At 30.0% G+C, this 18487-nt stretch carries 16 protein-coding genes; 10 read left to right on the top strand and 6 right to left on the bottom strand.

Going from position 1 to position 18487, the window contains the following annotated elements:
* Nucleotides 1-35: 35 nt before the first annotated feature.
* Entirely contained in the window at nt 36-893 is an 858-nt protein-coding gene (locus WG951_RS17045) for a follicular epithelium yolk protein subunit (protein ID WP_105048130.1), read from the bottom strand.
* A 237-nt stretch (nt 894-1130) separates the two neighbouring features.
* Between WG951_RS17045 and WG951_RS17040 the strand changes: the two genes are divergently transcribed.
* Nucleotides 1131-1781 (top strand): endonuclease III domain-containing protein, encoded by a 651-nt coding sequence (locus tag WG951_RS17040; protein WP_105048129.1) that lies wholly within the window; start codon nt 1131-1133, stop codon nt 1779-1781.
* A gap of 34 nt (nt 1782-1815) precedes the next feature.
* Here the strand turns inward: WG951_RS17040 and WG951_RS17035 are convergent, their stop codons facing one another.
* The 4 genes from WG951_RS17035 to WG951_RS17020 form a co-directional block, all read right to left on the bottom strand.
* Nucleotides 1816-2154 (bottom strand): protease inhibitor I42 family protein, encoded by a 339-nt coding sequence (locus WG951_RS17035; protein WP_105048128.1) that lies wholly within the window; start codon nt 2152-2154, stop codon nt 1816-1818.
* 63 nt (nt 2155-2217) lie between these two features.
* Nucleotides 2218-2622 carry a hypothetical protein gene (locus tag WG951_RS17030; protein ID WP_105048127.1) on the bottom strand — a complete coding sequence of 135 codons (405 nt, stop codon included), beginning with the start codon at nt 2620-2622 and terminating at the stop codon, nt 2218-2220.
* Between the two features lie 25 nt (nt 2623-2647).
* Nucleotides 2648-3766 (bottom strand): C1 family peptidase, encoded by a 1119-nt coding sequence (locus WG951_RS17025; protein ID WP_105048126.1) that lies wholly within the window; start codon nt 3764-3766, stop codon nt 2648-2650.
* 399 nt (nt 3767-4165) lie between these two features.
* Nucleotides 4166-4750 carry an RNA polymerase sigma factor gene (locus tag WG951_RS17020; protein WP_211296700.1) on the bottom strand — a complete coding sequence of 195 codons (585 nt, stop codon included), beginning with the start codon at nt 4748-4750 and terminating at the stop codon, nt 4166-4168.
* A 218-nt stretch (nt 4751-4968) separates the two neighbouring features.
* Between WG951_RS17020 and uvrA the strand changes: the two genes are divergently transcribed.
* Nucleotides 4969-7761, top strand: a complete 2793-nt coding sequence (gene uvrA, locus WG951_RS17015; RefSeq protein WP_105048124.1) for an excinuclease ABC subunit UvrA — start codon at nt 4969-4971, stop codon at nt 7759-7761.
* A 341-nt stretch (nt 7762-8102) separates the two neighbouring features.
* Nucleotides 8103-9215, top strand: a complete 1113-nt coding sequence (locus WG951_RS17010) for a MauE/DoxX family redox-associated membrane protein (protein WP_105048123.1) — start codon at nt 8103-8105, stop codon at nt 9213-9215.
* Nucleotides 9216-9278: 63 nt separating this feature from the next.
* Here WG951_RS17010 and WG951_RS17005 read toward each other — a convergent pair whose 3' ends face one another.
* On the bottom strand, nt 9279-9521 hold the full coding sequence (locus WG951_RS17005; RefSeq protein WP_262510179.1) for an HmuY family protein: 243 nt from the start codon (nt 9519-9521) through the stop codon (nt 9279-9281).
* A 213-nt stretch (nt 9522-9734) separates the two neighbouring features.
* Between WG951_RS17005 and WG951_RS17000 the strand changes: the two genes are divergently transcribed.
* From WG951_RS17000 to WG951_RS16970, 7 genes are all read left to right on the top strand, one after another.
* Nucleotides 9735-10637, top strand: a complete 903-nt coding sequence (locus WG951_RS17000) for a DUF6607 family protein (protein WP_105048122.1) — start codon at nt 9735-9737, stop codon at nt 10635-10637.
* A gap of 3 nt (nt 10638-10640) precedes the next feature.
* The gene (locus tag WG951_RS16995; protein ID WP_105048121.1) at nt 10641-12113 is read left to right on the top strand and encodes an ankyrin repeat domain-containing protein; all 1473 of its coding nucleotides are present in this window, start codon (nt 10641-10643) and stop codon (nt 12111-12113) included.
* A gap of 11 nt (nt 12114-12124) precedes the next feature.
* Nucleotides 12125-12616: a DUF2271 domain-containing protein gene (locus WG951_RS16990; protein WP_105048120.1), complete on the top strand. Its 492-nt coding sequence runs from the start codon at nt 12125-12127 to the stop codon at nt 12614-12616.
* A gap of 11 nt (nt 12617-12627) precedes the next feature.
* Nucleotides 12628-14826, top strand: coding sequence for a PepSY domain-containing protein (locus WG951_RS16985; protein ID WP_105048119.1), 2199 nt, complete (start codon nt 12628-12630; stop codon nt 14824-14826).
* Between the two features lie 11 nt (nt 14827-14837).
* Nucleotides 14838-15191 carry a DUF6686 family protein gene (locus tag WG951_RS16980; RefSeq protein WP_245893468.1) on the top strand — a complete coding sequence of 118 codons (354 nt, stop codon included), beginning with the start codon at nt 14838-14840 and terminating at the stop codon, nt 15189-15191.
* A gap of 104 nt (nt 15192-15295) precedes the next feature.
* Complete coding sequence (locus WG951_RS16975) at nt 15296-16381, top strand: hypothetical protein (RefSeq protein WP_105048118.1); 1086 nt, start codon at nt 15296-15298, stop codon at nt 16379-16381.
* A gap of 83 nt (nt 16382-16464) precedes the next feature.
* Nucleotides 16465-18486: a sensor histidine kinase gene (locus tag WG951_RS16970; RefSeq protein ID WP_105048117.1), complete on the top strand. Its 2022-nt coding sequence runs from the start codon at nt 16465-16467 to the stop codon at nt 18484-18486.
* Nucleotide 18487: the final 1 nt, after the last annotated feature.

Raw genomic sequence — 18487 nt, 5'->3', positions numbered from 1 at the left:
TGATAAATAATTTCATAATCTATACTAAATTAGCACTAAGCTCTTTGGTCTGCCAAAGCAAAATTCTGTAACATTTTACCTTTAGCATCTATGATTTCTATTTTACCATCAGAATAAAAACCAATATCGAAAATTTCAGTTGATTCAACCGAATTTTTTATACCTGCAGCAGACATAACACTAGCAACTGGCAAGGCAAAAAAATGATGTCCTTTAAAAGTTGGATTGTAATTTACAGCCACACTACCTGTTAAGTATGCCCTATATGTAACCTTAACTTGCATAGCCCCTTTACTTGCAGAAAGCTTTGCTTCTACAGATTGCCCTGGATCTAAATCTACACTTACACCAGAAGAAGACCCTACAGTAGTAGTTTCACTCTTTGTTTCTCCAATAGACCAAGACTGACTATAAGATAATGTTGTTGTTGATTTTGCACTTACAACCTCTATACTAACACCTACCTCAATAGCTTCACTTATAGAAAGTGTACCTCCTGTAGACCATGAACTTGAAACGGTATTTGAAACCTGCTCAGAAATACTAGCATTAAAAGAGCCTTTAACACTACTATTATTTGTAAATGTTTTGGTTGCTAAAATATCTGGTTTAGATGAGATCCCTAAAATTTCTGCTCTAATAGGTACTAAAACAGTACTTACTTGAGACCAACCATAGGTTCTGTATAAATCATTCCAAGGTGTTGGACTATGAAGATATGCATCATTAGGATTTTTTCCAAAATACTTTCCAACAGCATTCTTTAAAGAAGAGTCAGATAATTTAAATGTAGACCGCTCAGTATCTGTAATAATATGCTGAATACTTCCTGTTGCTGTTGCTTTTGATGCATTTGCATCTGTAGCAGCCGTAATATTAATTACAATTCCCATAATTATTTGGTTTTAAATTATTAATAAAATGTGTTTATTTTAATAGTTAAAAAACTATTTTACTCACTTCAAAAATACACACTTAAACAACTCTATAACATAAGGTTAACACCTGTTTAAAAAATCAAGTTCTTCTACCTATTATTCTTTTTTATTATTAACAAATATTATATGTTCTCTAAATTATTATTAAAAAAAATCAATATGCATATATTTGCTTAATCATATAAAACAACAATGACCAAACAAGAAAAAGTACAATTTGTAATTGACACACTGCAAGAAAAATATCCAGAAATACCGGTTCCTTTAGATCACAAAGACCCTTTTACGCTTTTGGTTGCAGTTTTACTATCTGCACAATGTACAGATGTAAGAGTTAATAAAATTACGCCTTTGTTGTTCGCTAAAGCGGATAACCCTTTTGATATGGTAAAAATGACCGTAGAAGAAATTAAGGAAATTATTCGTCCTTGTGGCTTGTCGCCAATGAAAAGTAAAGGCATTTACGGTTTGTCTAAAATATTAATAGAAAAATATGACGGAGAAGTTCCTAAAACTTTTGAAGCTTTAGAAGAATTACCTGCTGTTGGTCATAAAACTGCTGGCGTTGTTTTAAGTCAAGCTTTTGGTATTCCTGCATTTCCTGTAGATACTCATATTTTAAGATTAATGTATCGTTGGAATTTATCTAACGGAAAAAGTGTTGCTCAAACAGAAAAAGACGCAAAAAGACTGTTTCCAAAAGAACTGTGGAACGATTTACACTTGCAAATTATTTGGTATGGTAGAGAATACTCTCCTGCTCGAGGATGGGATTTAGAAAAAGATATTATCACCAAAACAATTGGTAGAAAAACCGTTTTAGATGACTATTATAAAAAATAGATTAAAAATTAAATAATAATTCTATCGAACTTAATTATTTATCTTCCTCTTCTATAAGTACAGTAACTTTAAATCGATCATCAATAGAGTCGGGGCCACTCCATTCTTGCCAATATTTAAGCTCAACAGTAATTTCACCAAGTTCTTGGGCTATAAATTCTACAACTCTTTTTCCGCTTCCCCCTAAGGTTTTTTTATGGGTTAATTTATAATCATTAAAAACTACCTTTAATAGAGAAGGTATTTCCCCTTCAATATCCCAAATATAACCTGTATTTGAATTTTCTGTAAGTATTATTTTTATAGAATCTCCAATATTTACATGAATAACACTATCATGATCTTCTTTCGTTAAAATAAATTCGTTGTTCATTTCTATTTTTAATTTAAAGTTAAAAAAACTTGAGCATTTCTGCCCAAGTTTTTACACATTCTTTTACCAAACATATATTTCTTTTATTTGCCCACCATCAATTTTAATTTTAGTGTTCTTATTATATTGTTTTGCATGAGCAGCTAAAATAGATAAAGCTACACAAGAAGAGTTATTAGAAGAATTTAATTTCTTCCAACCCATTCCGTTAATTCCTGCCCAAGAGTTTCTTGTTTCATCTTTTGCCCATAAAGAGGTAACTTTTTTGTTTTCGTGCCAAACACCTGCGCCAAAGCTATCATTTTCTGCAGCTTCCTCTTCATTTGGCGGAAGCAATTCTGGACCAGAAAACTCACTAAAAGCATCTGTATTTTCTAAACTTTCTTGTGGTGTAGATTCTAAAGAAGATTGCATATTTAATTCTTCTATATTTTCATCTGGACAGTTACATTTTTTATCATCTTTCATTTTGTTTATTTTTAGTGATTAATAATTAAGCGTAAACTTCAATAATTTCGCCATTACTTATTTTTACAGTTGCATTTCCATTCATTCCTTTAGCTGTAGCTAAATAGGTAAGCATTATATAGAAATTAGTATCATTTTTATTACTAATTCTCTTCCATCCTTCTCCTGATAAATACACAAAAGCATTTCTAGTTGATGAATTTGCCCAAAGACCTGTTACTTTTTTAGTTAAGGTTCCAGAATCAACAATTCCTTCAACGCCCCACACTTCATTATCTATTCCACATTGTCCGTATCCTATTTTAAAGAACCCTTGTTCTCCAAAACCAGTTCCCCAACTATTTTTACAAATCCAATACCTACCGCTGTCACTATAACCTACAATAGAAACACAATGTCCCCCTCTTTGAGTAGCACCAGCAGTTTTTCTATAAACACCACTTCTATAACCATAAAAGTCTGAATACACGGTATAACAAGCTGTAAGTGGTCCTTTTGTAGACAACCAATCTTTCATTTTACTGATAGACGTTAATTTTTTAAAACCACTAATTTTCTTAACACTGTTTTGCCATCCAGATTTTAGTCCGGTACAATCTTGATCACTCGCCGTATAAGGATAATGCGCTTCATCTGTTACCCCTTTACTTTTAAAAGCTGTCATTGCTGGTGGCACCCACCAACCGCCTTTACTACCACTACACCTTCTTCCTTCTGCTCTAGCATGACAATAAAACAAATGTGCTTCTGAGAAATCAACGGCATAATTTGCATCATTTCTCATTTTTCTTATGGTTCCTTCTACCGTAGCAATGGTACCAAAAGCAACACAAGAGCCACAACTTCTTTGATTTTTTACAGGCGTAATAAAATTTTTGCCACCTACATTTCGTAAATCGTAACTAGACGGTGCTGAAAAAGCTTTATTGGATGCTAACATAACCATGTATTCTTGAAAATTTGCTTGAGCAGCTTCTTCTTTTTCTTCTAAAGACGGCTCATCATCTCCTGGAATATATCCCAAAAGTAAATCTTGCTCTTCTTGCGACAATTCGAAAATATCAGAACTACCAGCTTGCCAACTAGCACCTTCATTTTCAATCGCACTTTTAATTGATGTTAATTTTTCTGTTTGATTAGACATAATAATTAGTTTAAGATTAATATAATAAGATATCTACACTTGCAATTGCATTACAAATGTAGTATCAACCCAAACCAATAAAAAAGGTAAACAACTGATAATCAGAAAGGAAAAACACCTTAAAAAATAAATAAAGAAGAAAAAAAAACATAGAAGCACAAAAAAAAGCCCCAACGTTAGTTGAAGCTTTTTCCTCTCTTAATTCAAATTCAATTCAATGAAGTCTTTTGATTTCGTTTTAACAAAAGTTAGCGATTTGGAAAAATTAATCAAAAATTGAACTGTTTCTTGTTTAGGTTGCTTCCGAAAATCAGAAGACTTTTTAGAGTAAAGTTGCATCATATAGTTAATTTAATAAACTGATTATAAACTACTAACGCTACTTAATTTCTTTTATTGTTAATCTACCAAAATAATTTTATGTTTTTCTATTAATTTACGCATATTTATAAGAGCATAACGCATTCTACCAAGTGCTGTATTAATGCTAACCCCTGTATTTTCGCTAATTTCTTTAAAACTCATATCTTTATACATGCGCATTATCAAAACCTCTTTTTGTTCTTCTGGCAGCTCATTTACAAGCTCTCTTACATCTGCATGAATCTGTTCTTGTATAATTTGTTTTTCGGCATTTAAGTTACCATCACCCAAAATAGAAAAAATATCAAACTCATCAGTATTTTTAAAGCTTGGCATTCTATTGGTTTTTCTAAAATGATCTATTACCAAATTATGAGCAATTCTCATAACCCAAGGTAAAAACTTACCTTCTTCGTTATAATTTCCTTTTTTTAAAGTTCTAATAACTTTTATAAATGTATCCTGAAAAACGTCTTCTGTAATATCTCTATCTTGTACTTTGCTATATATAAAGCTAAATAATCTTTGTTGATGTCTTTTAATTAAAACCTCTAAAGCTGCTTCTTTTCCTAAAATATAATTACTTACTAAAGTACTGTCTGTAATTGAGTTTTTTTCCATCATAACCACTTTTAAAGAGCAAGTTGCCCTTCTGTTTTATTATTAAATTAATAATTTAAAAGTAGTTTTTTACGTATATGCGTCTAATTTAGTGGTGCTTATGAGTTCCAAATATCAATATTATTTTTGAAATCAACAAATGTTTTAGCAAAATTCATTAACATTTCTTTTAAATTGGTTTAAAAAAGAGGTATTTTTATACCTTATATTTTTTATGAATGAAGACGGACATTTCTAAAGTAAATCCTAAAGAAAACATTATAATTAAAGGAGCTAGACTCCATAATTTAAAGAACATAGACGTTGTAATACCAAGAAATAAATTGGTTGTAATTACAGGACTTTCTGGTTCAGGAAAGTCATCTTTAGCGTTTGATACTTTGTATGCAGAAGGTCAGCGACGTTATGTAGAGAGTTTAAGCTCTTATGCGCGTCAGTTTTTAGGCAAATTACACAAGCCTAAGGTAGATTATATAAAAGGTATTGCACCGGCAATTGCCATTGAGCAAAAAGTAAATTCTACAAATCCGCGTTCTACAGTAGGTACATCAACAGAAATTTACGATTATATAAAATTATTATACGCCAGAATTGGTAAAACCTACTCACCTATTTCTGGTAAAGAAGTTAAAAAAGACACGGTTTCTGATGTTGTTAACTTTGTAAAAGAGTTTAATGAAAGAACAAAACTATTATTGTTAGCTCCTATTACAATTGATGAAAACCGAGATTTAAAAACCGTTTTACAAGTTTTAGAACAGCAAGGGTATGCACGTTTAAAATGGAACGATAAAGTATATCGAATTGCAGATTTTCCGCAGGCTGAATTTAAAAACGAACCTTTATTTTTAGTCGTAGATAGAATTATTACCAAAGACGATGACGACTTTTTTAATCGTTTAGCAGATGCTATTCAGACTGCTTTTTTTGAAGGAAAAGGAATCTGTTTTATAGAAAATTTAGAAGACAATAAAGTAGCTGAATTTAGTAATAAGTTCGATTTAGACGGCATGTCTTTCTTAGAACCCAACACACATTTATTTAGTTTTAACAATCCTTATGGCGCTTGTCCAACTTGTGAGGGGTATGGAAGCGTAATTGGTATCGATGAAGAATTAGTGATTCCGAATACGGGTTTATCTATTATGGAAGATTGTATTTTTCCGTTTAAAACACCTTCTTATGTACATTATAAAGAAGACTTAATAGATGTTGCGTATCAATTCGATATTCCTATTCACAAACCTTGGTTCGAACTTACCGAAGAACAAAAAGAATTGGTTTGGAATGGTAATAAATCCTTTAACGGAATACATCATTTCTTTACCGTTTTAGAAGAAAAAAGTTATAAAATTCAGAACCGAGTAATGCTTTCTCGCTACCGCGGAAAAACAAAATGTACGTCTTGTAATGGAAAACGTTTAAGACACGAAACGAATTTTGTAAAAATAAACGAAAAAACAATTTCAGACCTAGTAACTCTTCCTTTAGATGAATTATCTGTCTTTTTTAAGAATATTAAATTAGATAAATACGATGCTAAAATAGGGCAGCGTTTACTAACAGAAATTAACAATCGTTTGTTGTTTTTAACCAATGTTGGTTTATCCTATTTAACTATCAACAGAACTTCTAACACACTTTCTGGAGGTGAAAGTCAGCGTATTAATTTAGCAACTTCTTTAGGGAGTTCTTTAGTGGGTTCTATGTATATTTTAGATGAACCAAGTATTGGTTTGCATCCAAAAGATACCGAACGCTTAATTGGTGTTTTAAAAGATTTACGAGATTTAGGAAACACCGTTGTTGTGGTAGAGCATGATGAAGATATTATGCGAGAGGCCGATTATATTATAGATATTGGTCCAGAAGCTGGTACTTTTGGTGGACATGTTGTTGCAGAAGGAAACTTTGATGCGATCTTAAAATCAGACTCATTAACGGCAAAATACCTTAACGAAGAATTAAAAATCGAAGTTCCTACCAAACGTAGAACTTCTAGAAATAAAATTGAAATAATTGGTGCTAGAGAAAACAATTTAAAGAATGTAGATGTTACGTTTCCACTAAATTGTTTGTCTGTAATAACAGGCGTTTCTGGTTCGGGAAAAAGTACGTTGGTTAAAAGCATTTTGTATCCAACAATGCAAAAACAACTGATTGGTCATGGAGAAAAAGTTGGGCAACATACAGAAGTAAAAGGCGATTTTGACACCTTAAAACACGTAGAATTTATCGATCAAAATCCAATCGGACGCTCATCTCGTTCCAATCCTGTAACGTATATTAAAGCTTATGATGATATTCGCTCGTTATTTGCAAATCAGAAATTATCATCCATCAGAAACTACAAACCCAAGCACTTTTCTTTCAATGTAGAAGGCGGTCGTTGCGAGGTTTGTAAAGGAGAAGGAGAAGTTACCATAGAAATGCAATTTATGGCAGATGTACATTTAGAATGTGATGCTTGTAACGGTAAACGCTTTAAAAAAGAAGTTTTAGAAGTTAAATTCGATGGAAAATCTATAGATGATATTTTAAATCTAACGATTGATGATGCGGTTGCATTTTTCTCAGAAAATTTGGTAACAAAAATTGCAAGTAAATTAAAACCTTTGCAAGATGTTGGTTTGGGTTATGTAAAATTAGGCCAGTCTTCTTCTACCCTTTCAGGCGGAGAAGCGCAGCGTATAAAATTGGCTTCCTTTTTAGTAAAAGGAAACACCAAAGACAAGGCATTGTTTATTTTTGATGAACCTACAACAGGTTTGCATTTTCACGATATTAAAAAATTATTAGCATCGTTTAATGCCTTAATAGACAAAGGGCATTCTATTATTGTGATAGAACATAACATTGAATTAATTAAATGTGCAGATTATATTATAGATTTAGGTTTAGAAGGTGGTAAAAACGGTGGAAACCTTATTTTTCAAGGAACTCCAGAAGATTTAGCAAAAAATAAAGAGTCTTATACGGCTAAATATTTGGCAGAAAAATTGGTTTATTAGAAGCTATTTCCGGCTTTACACTATATCTTTTTATAGCCGTCATTGCAAGTTTACTTTTTTGTAAACTGTGGCAATCCCTTAATTAAAGAGATTGCTTCGTTCCTCGCAAAGACGCCCATTAATTAAGGCTATAAAAAGGATGTCGTTTCAATCCGGGCTAGACTTGTTTGCAAACAAAGTGAGAAAAGATATTTAATATGTCATTCCGAATGAGGTACGAAGAGGAATCTTAAAACATTAAAATGATGAGATTTCTCAATCGCTGAAAAGCTCATTTCGAAATGACAAACGTTAGACAAAAGTATTAAAATGACAAACGTTAGAAAATAAAAACAAATAAGATGATCACAAATCTAACAGACAAACAGAAAATAAATTGGGTAAGAATACTTGCTATTCTTGCAGTTTTGGTATTAATGGTCTATGCACCAAAATTATGGCTAACAACAAAAGTTTTCCCTGTAATACCTTTGTTTGATTGGTTGCCAATACCTATCTATCCTTTCGATTATATTTTAGCCGGATTTTTCTTTTTAATACAAATTGTCTATATTTTTCAGAATAAAAGATGGCAAGGTTGGACCATTCTTGGTGTATATCTCTTTTTAGCGCTCGTAGATCAAAACAGATTGCAGCCTTACTTTTATCAAAGTTTTTTAACCATTTTTGCAATAGAAATTTTCAATAGAAAAGCAAATCCAAGGAAAATATTATACGCTATTATCCTTATCTTTTTCGCTACTTATTTTTGGAGCGGAATTCAGAAATTAAATGAAGCCTTTTACATACAGTGGTTAAGCGCTATCAACAAACATTTTAGTTTTTTGCCACAATGGTTTTTAGTTGCTTTTACGTATGCTGTGCCTTGGCTAGAAGCTTTAATGGGGGTTTTACTATTGTTCAATAAGACTAGAAAATTCGGAGTCGTTTTTATCCTCTTAATGCACTCAACAATTACATTTCTATTATTTTATTTAGGGTATGGTTACAATGTTGTGCCATGGAATATTCAGAATATGTTAAGTGTAATCATCATTTTTTGGACTTTAAAAACATCAAATGCATTTGAATTCTTTCTACAATTTTTTAATACACAGAAATTAGCCATTTTGGTTTTCACCATGATGTTGCCGTTAGCAAATAACTTAACAGGTTTTTATGACAACTTGTTATCTTTTCATTTTTTTACGGCAGATTTAAAATACTATATTGTCTATCTAGATGAAGAGTTAGAAGAGAATTTACCAGAACACATTCAAGATTTTTATAGAACCTACGAAGGAAAAACATATATAAGCGTTACAGAATGGTCTCAACATGATAATAAAGTATTGTTTTACCCAGAAGATAGAGCTATTGAATATTTAGATACTTATTTACGTTCTTTTGCAACAAACCCAGCTAAAGAAGGGTTGACACAATTGGTAAATTACAATCAGATTATTAAGAAATAAAAAAGCCGTTTAAACTTTCGTTTAAAGGGCTTTTCCAACTAAAATTACAATTTATAGATTAACTTATTGTAATAAACTGTATATAAATTCTGGATGACCTCGTTCTCCTGCTTCGTTAGTTAATGCTAAAAACTGGAGTTTATATAAGTTACCATCTGTATCATTTACAACATAAAATACATTGTCTTTTAAAGAGGAGGAACTTCCTGGTACAACTCCGTTTATCCAAGTACTAACAATACTTCGTTGGTCTTTTGTAAATTTTGTGGCATAATCAGAAAATCCATAAGAACCATAACGCTCAATTTCGTTGGTAAAAACTGTAAAATTTAAGTCCCAATTTGTTTTTTCTGGGACTACAATAACTTCACTTTCTGTATTAAAACTAAAAATACAATTTCAATTTCTTTATTTAGAAACATTCTTAATAATTTTCGACAAATATATGCGTTATTTTTAATCAATCTAAATAAATTTTATATTTTTGTCGAAATAATTAAAACACCAAAAAATTATAAAATGACTAAATCAATATTAACTACACTACTACTTTTAGTTTCGATAACTATTAGTGCACAAAGTAAAAAGAAGAAAGATCAAAATGCCATAAAAGAAATGTGTGGCTGTTATGAAGTGACTTTCAATTTTGCTGAAACTTTTAACTATAGTAAAGATTCTACTTACAGACCTTCTAAAACAAAAGTTGATAAAGGTTTAGAATGGGCAGGCTTGGTAGAAGACGAGAATAATAAAATATCAATTCAACATTTATTACAAGTTGGTAACCCAAAAGACCCAATGATTATTAAGCATTGGAGACAAGATTGGTTGTACGAAAACACAGATTTTTACATGTTTAATGGTGATAACAACTGGACTTTTGAACAAAAAAGTAAAAGTGATGTAAAAAAACAATGGACACAAAAAGTATATCAAGTAGATGACAGTCCACGTTACGAAGGTTCTGGAACTTGGGTTCATGTAGACGGAAAAAGCTATTGGGAAAACGAAACTACCGCTCCATTACCAAGAAGAGAATACACCAAGAGAAACGATTACAACATCACGTTAAGAGGTAATAGACATGAAATTACAAGCTACGGTTGGCTTCATGACCAAGATAACAGTAAAATTATTCGCGAAGCGGGAAAAAAAGATGTTGTGTTAGCCAAAGAAAAAGGATACAATACGTACGTAAAAGTTGATGATAGTAGATGTAAAGCAGCTTCTGATTGGTGGAAAGCTAACAATAATAAATGGCAATTGGTTAGAAATAAATGGGAAGATGTTTTTAATAGAAACAGAAATTTATCCTTAGAAACTAAAGTAGACAACAAACCATTGTACAAACATTTATTTTCTGATAAAATTACCAAAGAAGACGAAATAAACACAATCATAGAATCATTTGTAAAAAAATAAATTATGCAAAAATCAAATAAAATAGCCTTACTATTTTTACTTATTAGCGTTACAGTAACTGCGCAAAAAAACAACATTTTTCATAACAGAGCTTTTTGGAAAACAAACCCAAGTATCTCTATTATAGATCAAAAAATTGCAGAAGGAAATGATGCTTCTGCTTTAAACCAAAATGCTTTTGATGGCGTTGTCTATGCCATTTTAAATAAAGTAGATAACAAAACAATCGAATATCTTTTAACTAAAAAAGGAAATGACGTTAATAAAAAAACACACGATGGACGAACGTATATTTTTTGGGCCGCATACACTAATAATTTAGAAATTATGAAACACCTTGTTTCTAAAGGAGCAAAAACAGATGTAATAGATACACACGGAAACACTTTTTTAAACTTTGCAGCTTCTGCCGGTCAATTAGATATAGAATTATATAAATATAGTTTTAGTATTGGTGCAGATATTACAAAAGAAAAAAACCATGATGGGGCAAATGCATTGTTGTTGGTTGCTTCTCATTTAAAAGATTTTAAACTTGTAAAATATTTAATTACAAAAGGCGCTTCTTTAGATGATAAAGATGCAGAAGGAAACGGGCTTTTTGAATATGCCGCAAAAGGAGGAAATACACAATTCTTAAAAATTCTTTTAGACAAGGGGGTTGATACCGGAAAAAATGCGATGTTATTTGCTAGCAAAGGTTCTAGAAACAAACAGAACACTTTAGAAACGTATCAATTTTTAGAAAAAAACGGAATAAAACCAAATGTTGTTGATGACAATAATAGAAATCCACTTCACTTTATCGCTAGAAATAATAAGGATCTTTCAATTTTTAAATACTTTATAGATAAAGGAGTATCTACTAACTTACAAGATAAAGAAGGAAATTCTCCTTTTATAAATGCTGCCAATAGCAACAGCTTAGAAGTTGTTAAATTATTATCTAAGGATGTAAAAAGTATCAACCTAAAAAATAATGACGGTCATACTGCCCTAACAAATGCTGTTGGTAGAAACTCTGTTGATGTTATTGAATACTTATTAAAAAAAGGTGCAGACATTAATATTGTTGATAAAGATGGAAATACGCTTTCTTATTATCTAATTAAAAACTTTAAAGCAAATAAGCCCGAAATTTTTGATGCCAAATTAAACGTTTTAGAAAAAAACGGATTGGTTATAAATCAACTTCAAAATTCTGGAAACACATTATTACATATTGCCACTCAAGAAAATAATTTGCCTTTATTAAAAAGGTTAGCCGCATTTAAAATTGATGTAAATACACTAAATAAAGAAAGCTTATCTGCATTACAAATAGCAGTAATGAAAGCTAAAAACACAGAAATCATTAAATATTTACTAAGCATTGGTGCTGATAAAAATATAAAAACAGATTTTGATGAATCTATTTTTGATTTAGCCTCTGAAAACGAATTATTAAAAAAACAACAAATCAACTTTTTAAAATAATACCCTAAACGATGATTAAAAAAATCTTATTTATAGTTCCAATATTTTTATTGGTTGTAACAGCCTTATTCAGTTTTAAAAAAACAAGTGAAAGCACTCCATACAAATGTATGATTCAAATGAAAAACTACACGGGCGAGGGTGCTTATGTAGTGGTGTCATTATTAAACCCAAATGGCGAATATGAAGAAACTTTATATGTGCAAGGTGATGATGATGAATGGTATTTTGACATTACAGAATGGTGGAATTTTCAAGGTAAAAAAAGAGCTGATATTGATGCGATTACAGGAGCTACAATTAGCGGCGGACAACGTACTATTAGCATAATTAGAATTGATAAAGATAAAATAGATAAAGGATATAAAATCCGTTTTGAAACTGCTGTAGAAGATCAAAAATATCATAAAGATGATGTAGAATTTGAGCTAACAACAGCCAATTTAAAGTCTAAAATAGAAGGAAAAGGATTTATACGCTACGTAAGAATGTTAGCACAATAAAAAGAAACAGAATGACAATTTCTATTTGGAGATATAGCCACTTAACCCTAGCTATATCTTCTGCTTTATTTATTATAATTGCTTCTGTTACCGGAATAATATTAGCTTTTGAACCAATCTCAGATAAATTAAACTCGTTTGATGTTGTGCCTACTAATCAAATTTCTATTGCAGAAACCATTGCCGTATTGCATCAAAAATACGAAGAGATAATTACCATAGAAGTTGATGAGAATGATTTTGTGTCTGCAAATGTTATTTTAGAAGATGGTAAAAGTGCTACTTTTTATATCAACCCAAAAACAGGAGAAAAGATTGGAGAGATCATAGAGAAAAAACCAATTTATGAATTTGCTACAAATTTACATCGTTCGTTATTTTTAAAATCTACAGGAAGAATCTTAATTGGTTTTGTTTCCTTTTTACTGCTGTTAATTTCCGTTACCGGAATTGTATTAATTGCAAAAAGACAAGGTGGTATTTCTAAGTTTTTCTCTAAAATTGTTAAAGAAGATTTTAACCAATATTACCATATTATTATAGGTCGCTATACATTGATTCCTATTATTATCATTACCGTAACCGGAGTTTATTTGTCTTTAGAAAAATTTTCTTTGTTACCAAAAGACACTGCTATTCATCAAAATATTGAACAGAAAAAAGACACCTCAACAGTTAATAGCGCTACTTTTGAGTTTTTTAAAACAACAAAGTTAGATAAAGTCAAAAAAATAGAATTCCCTTTTTCTACAGATGAAGAAGATTATTACTATGTAAAACTTACTAATAAAGAAGTTGCTGTACATCAAAAAACAGGACAAATTATTAGCCTAAAAAAACAACCATTGGTAACTTTTGGCTCTTATTATAGCTTATTACTCCATACAGGAAAAGGCTCTATTTTATGGTCTATCATTTTATTATTAGCTTGTTTTGCTATTTTATTCTTTATTTTTTCTGGTTTTGCAATGACTTTACAAAGAAGAAAGAAAACAACAATCATAAAAAATAAGTTTCACAAAGATGAAGCTGAATACATTATACTAGTTGGTTCTGAAACCGGAAGCACTTTTAATTTTGCAACGGCATTTTATAAAGCTTTAATAACTTCTGGAAAAACGGTGTTTTTATCAGAATTAAACCAGTACGCAAGCTATAAAAAAGCCACAAACCTTATTATATTTACTGCAACTTATGGTGAAGGAGAAGCACCCATAAATGCGAAAAAATTTATTTCTAAAATTGAAAGCACACCGCAAAACAATGTCTTAAATTTCTCTGTAGTAGGTTTTGGCTCTAAAGAATATACACAATATTGTAAGTTTGCTGTTTTAGTACACGCTAATTTACAATTACACAATAAGTTCACTCCTATTTTACCCGTTTCTAAAATTAATAATCAATCTTTTTCTGAATTTAATCAATGGTTAGAAGAATGGAATTCTTTTAACAAAACAACCCTTACAATAACTGCAGAAAGTCTTTTAACAAATAACAAAAAGGAACAAGAATTTACGGTAATCAATAAAACTGATATTAATATTGATGATACTTTTTTAATTCAATTAAAGCCGAATAAAAAAACAACTTTCGAGTCTGGAGACTTACTTTCTATTACTCCAAAAAATGAAACGAGAAGCCGTTTGTATTCTATTGCTAAAATTGATCATACAATTCTGTTAAGCATCAAAAAACATGAATTCGGACTTTGCTCTACCTATTTTAATAGCTTACATACAGCTGATAAAATGGTAGCTAGCATTCAAAAAAATGCAGCATTTCATCTTTCGAAGAAAACAAAAGAAGTTATTTTAATTGCCAACGGAACCGGAATTGCACCATTTTTAGGAATGATTAATAGAAACAAATCAAACACAAAAGTCCATTTATTTTGGGGAGGAAGAACAAAAGAATCCTTTAATATCTATAAAAACAACATTAATACTGCTATAGAAAACAAAGGACTTACTTCTTTTTATACTGCCTACTCTCAAGAAGAAAAAGAAAAAATATATGTTCAAGATATAATAAAACGGCAAGCAACTTTAATTGCAAATACTTTAAAAAACGGAAATATAATTATGATTTGTGGCTCTATTGCTATGCAAAAAGGAGTTACAAAAGTGTTAGAAGAAATCTGTAAAAAACACCTACAATCTTCATTATATAAATTTGAAGAAAACAACCAAATTAAAACTGACTGTTACTAAAAATTAAAAGAATGTGTCAAAAATCTAAAATAATAGCTAGCGTTAAAAACGGAGAAATATCAATTTGTAAAGATTGTAATAATTATAACCTTATTTTTAATAATATCTTTTTTCAGTTTGATAAAGAGCAATTAAAGAAATTTAAAGAATATGTTGCCGCCATAGACATTCATTATTGGTTAGATTACAGTGCTAATACAACACAAAGAAGAAAGATACCGGTACCCACTTTTCATCAAAATTTAGTTTTAGTTTTTGATACTTATGAAATTGAAGAACTTAAAATTTTATTAGGAATTTATCCTTCCAATAAAAACAAAATAATAGCTACGGCTGATATCGATTATTCTTTAATTTTAAATTAAAACACGAATTCTAATTCATTATTTACGAATTCTAATAGCCGCAAAATATAAGAGATCTTCTCAACTACTTTTACAGTGTATTAACATTTAAAAAAGCAGAAAACATGAGAACTATCTTAAAAACATCCGTATTTGTAGCAGGTTTAATTTTATTAAGCAGCCCTTTTATCTGTTGTGATAGCAACGAAATAAAAAAAGAAACAATTGCTATAGTAGACAACAACACTATTAAAAATGAAATAGCTGTAAATGTTGCTGCAAGAAAACCCATTGTATTTATTACCGGTTTCGATAAAGGCAACGAAACTTTTTATTCGAATGCGCGCGCCTATTTTCAGGAAAAAGATATCAAAATAATTGACGGACAATATTCTTTAGAAGAAATTATTTTGTGGTTAAATAAAAACGCAAATAAGCATCCTTATGGAGATATTCATATTGTAAATAAAAGCAATCCTTATAAAGGAATGAATTTAGAAACCATTGTTAGAGGAGACAAAATTACCACAGAAACCCTAAAAAGAAGCTTAAAAGAAGGTACTTTGCCATCCCTAAAAGATGTGGTAAATAATAACACAAAAATAGTATTTCATGCTTCTGGTTTGGTAGAAAACGCCACGCTTTTAAATACGTTAAAAAGTGCTTTATCTGCTAAAAGTTTACCAAAAGTAATTGCATCGCCATATTACACCGTTTTTGGCGGCAAATTCTCTAACTACTATTTAGCACAACCTTATTATGTTTTTTATCCAACAGCAAATTCGCCAGGAAAAATAGATTTATCTAAAGAAATCGCCAGAAAATATCCAGAAGAAAAAGACATAAATTGGTATGATGCTTTAAATAATGAAGAAGAAAGATACGTAGGTGAACCTTATACAAAACAGTTTTCTATACCTATTAAATGGGAATTTGGATACCATAATACAGATGATGAAATGCCAATATTTACATCACAAGAAGAAGTAATGGATTGGATTGAACAAAATGAAGAACTAATGGTAGAAATGAACGCACATAACATTCCGCTAGAAAAATATAGATGGAATTGGAGTACTAAAAACAGCACTTTAATAATTAGAGGAAGAACATCTGGTTTAGTGGTTTTAAAACCATTGATTAAGCCTTACGGAGATTTAGAACACATAGAACCAGACACCAACAACAAACGCTTGTATGCGATGAAGTAATTTTAAATGGAAATTGTACCTTAAGCGTCATTACACAAAATTAAAAATGGTGTAATGACGTTTTAATTAGTAAGTTTGTTATCATGGAAATAATTTTTAAAATTTTGTCTTCTAAATATCACGCAGAACAAGGAGCAAAAAGGAGACTAAAAACTTCACTTTTCTTTCTTGTTTTTTTTCTGATAAACGCCATGTATTCTCAAGAAAACACGCTTCAAAATTTTTCTATTTCTGACGGATTACCAACAACTTCTATAAATGATATTGCACAAGATAAAATTGGCTATTTATGGCTAGCCACAGATAAAGGATATACAAAGTTTGATGGTGTAAATTTCACCAACCACACACAAGGAAAAGCAAATTGTATTCTTATAGAAGACAACAAGGTTTATGTGGGGTTAAAAAACGGACTTTTAATTCTTCAGAACAACAAATCAATCTTTTTTGAGAGTAAAGAAATCCTTAAAATTAAAAAGATACAAAATCAAATAATTTTAGCAACGGTACAAGGAGTCTCAGAATTAAGAGAAGATTATATTCAGCCTTTAAAAATAAATACTCAAATAGATTTTTCTATTATTAATGACATCGTTTATGTTAAAAACTCCTTTTACATTACTTCTATAAAAGGATTATGGAACATAGACAAGCTTTACCAACCAAAGAAAGTAACTAAAATTTCTAATGATAATTTTACCTCTTTTTTAATACAGAATGATAAAATAATAGCAAGTAGTTTTTTAAATGGATTAAAAGTTATTGAAAATGATTCCATCATTAAAAACATTCCAACCTCTAAAAACACCTCATCTTTAAAGAAAATAAATGATGAAATTTGGATTACTACCAAAGAAAATGGAATCGAAGTTTTAGACGCAGAAAATTATACTTTTAAAAGAAACATAAACAAATACAATACAGCAATTTCTAATAAAATAAATGCCCTAATTATAGACCAACAAAATACTATTTGGATTGCAAGTTCTAACAAAGGTTTATATAAATACAATACCTTTTTAAAAACAATTACACCGCGTGTTTTTATTGAAAGTATTTCTGTAAATTATAAATTCTTAGATTCAATAAACATAAAAAAGCTAACTTTAAAACCTAATGAAAACAACATTTCATTTACTTTTAAAACAGTAGATTTAAGAAATCCAAAAAACTTACAATACCGTTATCAACTAAATAATAAGTTTACGCCTTGGAGCCATCAAAATCAGGTAGATTTCGCAAACTTAAAAGCTGGTAACTATACATTTTCGGTGCAGTCTAAAGATGGAGATACAGTTAGTAAAAAAGCATCCTTTTCTTTTTTTATAGAAACTCCGATTTATAAAAAAGCTTGGTTTTTAATTTTATGTGTTGCTTTTTTATGTTTGTTATTGGCTGCTATTGTTGAACTATATATTAGAAAAATCAATAAAAAAAATCAACAAAAAATTGATACCCTAAAAATAAAAAACAAGGTATTAACTCTAGAGCAGAAAGCGTTGCAATTACAAATGAATCCGCATTTTATTTTTAATGTTTTAAACGGAATAAAAGCACTTGGTAATGCTGGCGATTCTAAAGAATTAAACAAAACCATTTCTCAGTTTTCTATACTTTTAAGAAGTGTTTTAAATAATTCTCGTTTAGAAGAAATTAGCTTAAAAGACGAACTTGAAACCATAAAGAATTATTTAGATTTAGAACAAAAAATGAATTCGAAATCTTTTGAATATAACATAGAAACCTCTTTAAATAATATAGATTCCGAAGAGATTTTAATTCCGCCTATGTTAATTCAACCTTTTATAGAAAACTGTATCAAACACGCTTTTCAACCGAATAAAAAAGATGCAAAAATTAAACTTATTTTTGAAGTTAGAAATAGTTTCTTACATTTTACCATAGAAGATAACGGTATTGGCTTTTATCAATCAAAAAAAGAAAAGAAAAATACAAATCATCAATCGGTGGCGTTAGAAGTTACAAAAGAGCGTATTCAGCATTTAACAAAATACAATTCATTTTCTATTGAAGAAATAAAAAATAAAAACAACATAGAAGGCACAAAAGTTGGGTTTAAAATTCCTCTAAAAACAGACTATTAAA

Source organism: Polaribacter butkevichii (genome assembly GCF_038024105.1).
In the GTDB taxonomy this organism is placed as follows: domain Bacteria; phylum Bacteroidota; class Bacteroidia; order Flavobacteriales; family Flavobacteriaceae; genus Polaribacter; species Polaribacter butkevichii.
Note: the sequence above shows the minus strand (reverse complement) of the source record. Positions and strands in the feature narration are given on the sequence as shown.

Excerpts from the sequence above, each read along its gene's own strand:
- WG951_RS17040 (WP_105048129.1), top strand. The coding sequence starts at position 1,131 with ATGACCAAACAAGAAAAAGTACAATTTGTAATTGACACACTGCAAGAA.
- WG951_RS17025 (WP_105048126.1), bottom strand. The coding sequence starts at position 3,766 with ATGTCTAATCAAACAGAAAAATTAACATCAATTAAAAGTGCGATTGAA.
- WG951_RS16970 (WP_105048117.1), top strand. The coding sequence starts at position 16,465 with ATGGAAATAATTTTTAAAATTTTGTCTTCTAAATATCACGCAGAACAA.
- WG951_RS16995 (WP_105048121.1), top strand. The coding sequence starts at position 10,641 with ATGCAAAAATCAAATAAAATAGCCTTACTATTTTTACTTATTAGCGTT.
- WG951_RS16980 (WP_245893468.1), top strand. The coding sequence starts at position 14,838 with ATGTGTCAAAAATCTAAAATAATAGCTAGCGTTAAAAACGGAGAAATA.
- WG951_RS16985 (WP_105048119.1), top strand. The coding sequence starts at position 12,628 with ATGACAATTTCTATTTGGAGATATAGCCACTTAACCCTAGCTATATCT.
- WG951_RS16990 (WP_105048120.1), top strand. The coding sequence starts at position 12,125 with ATGATTAAAAAAATCTTATTTATAGTTCCAATATTTTTATTGGTTGTA.
- WG951_RS17030 (WP_105048127.1), bottom strand. The coding sequence starts at position 2,622 with ATGAAAGATGATAAAAAATGTAACTGTCCAGATGAAAATATAGAAGAA.
- uvrA (WP_105048124.1), top strand. The coding sequence starts at position 4,969 with ATGAAGACGGACATTTCTAAAGTAAATCCTAAAGAAAACATTATAATT.
- WG951_RS17000 (WP_105048122.1), top strand. The coding sequence starts at position 9,735 with ATGACTAAATCAATATTAACTACACTACTACTTTTAGTTTCGATAACT.
- WG951_RS16975 (WP_105048118.1), top strand. The coding sequence starts at position 15,296 with ATGAGAACTATCTTAAAAACATCCGTATTTGTAGCAGGTTTAATTTTA.
- WG951_RS17010 (WP_105048123.1), top strand. The coding sequence starts at position 8,103 with ATGATCACAAATCTAACAGACAAACAGAAAATAAATTGGGTAAGAATA.
- WG951_RS17035 (WP_105048128.1), bottom strand. The coding sequence starts at position 2,154 with ATGAACAACGAATTTATTTTAACGAAAGAAGATCATGATAGTGTTATT.
- WG951_RS17020 (WP_211296700.1), bottom strand. The coding sequence starts at position 4,750 with ATGGAAAAAAACTCAATTACAGACAGTACTTTAGTAAGTAATTATATT.
- WG951_RS17045 (WP_105048130.1), bottom strand. The coding sequence starts at position 893 with ATGGGAATTGTAATTAATATTACGGCTGCTACAGATGCAAATGCATCA.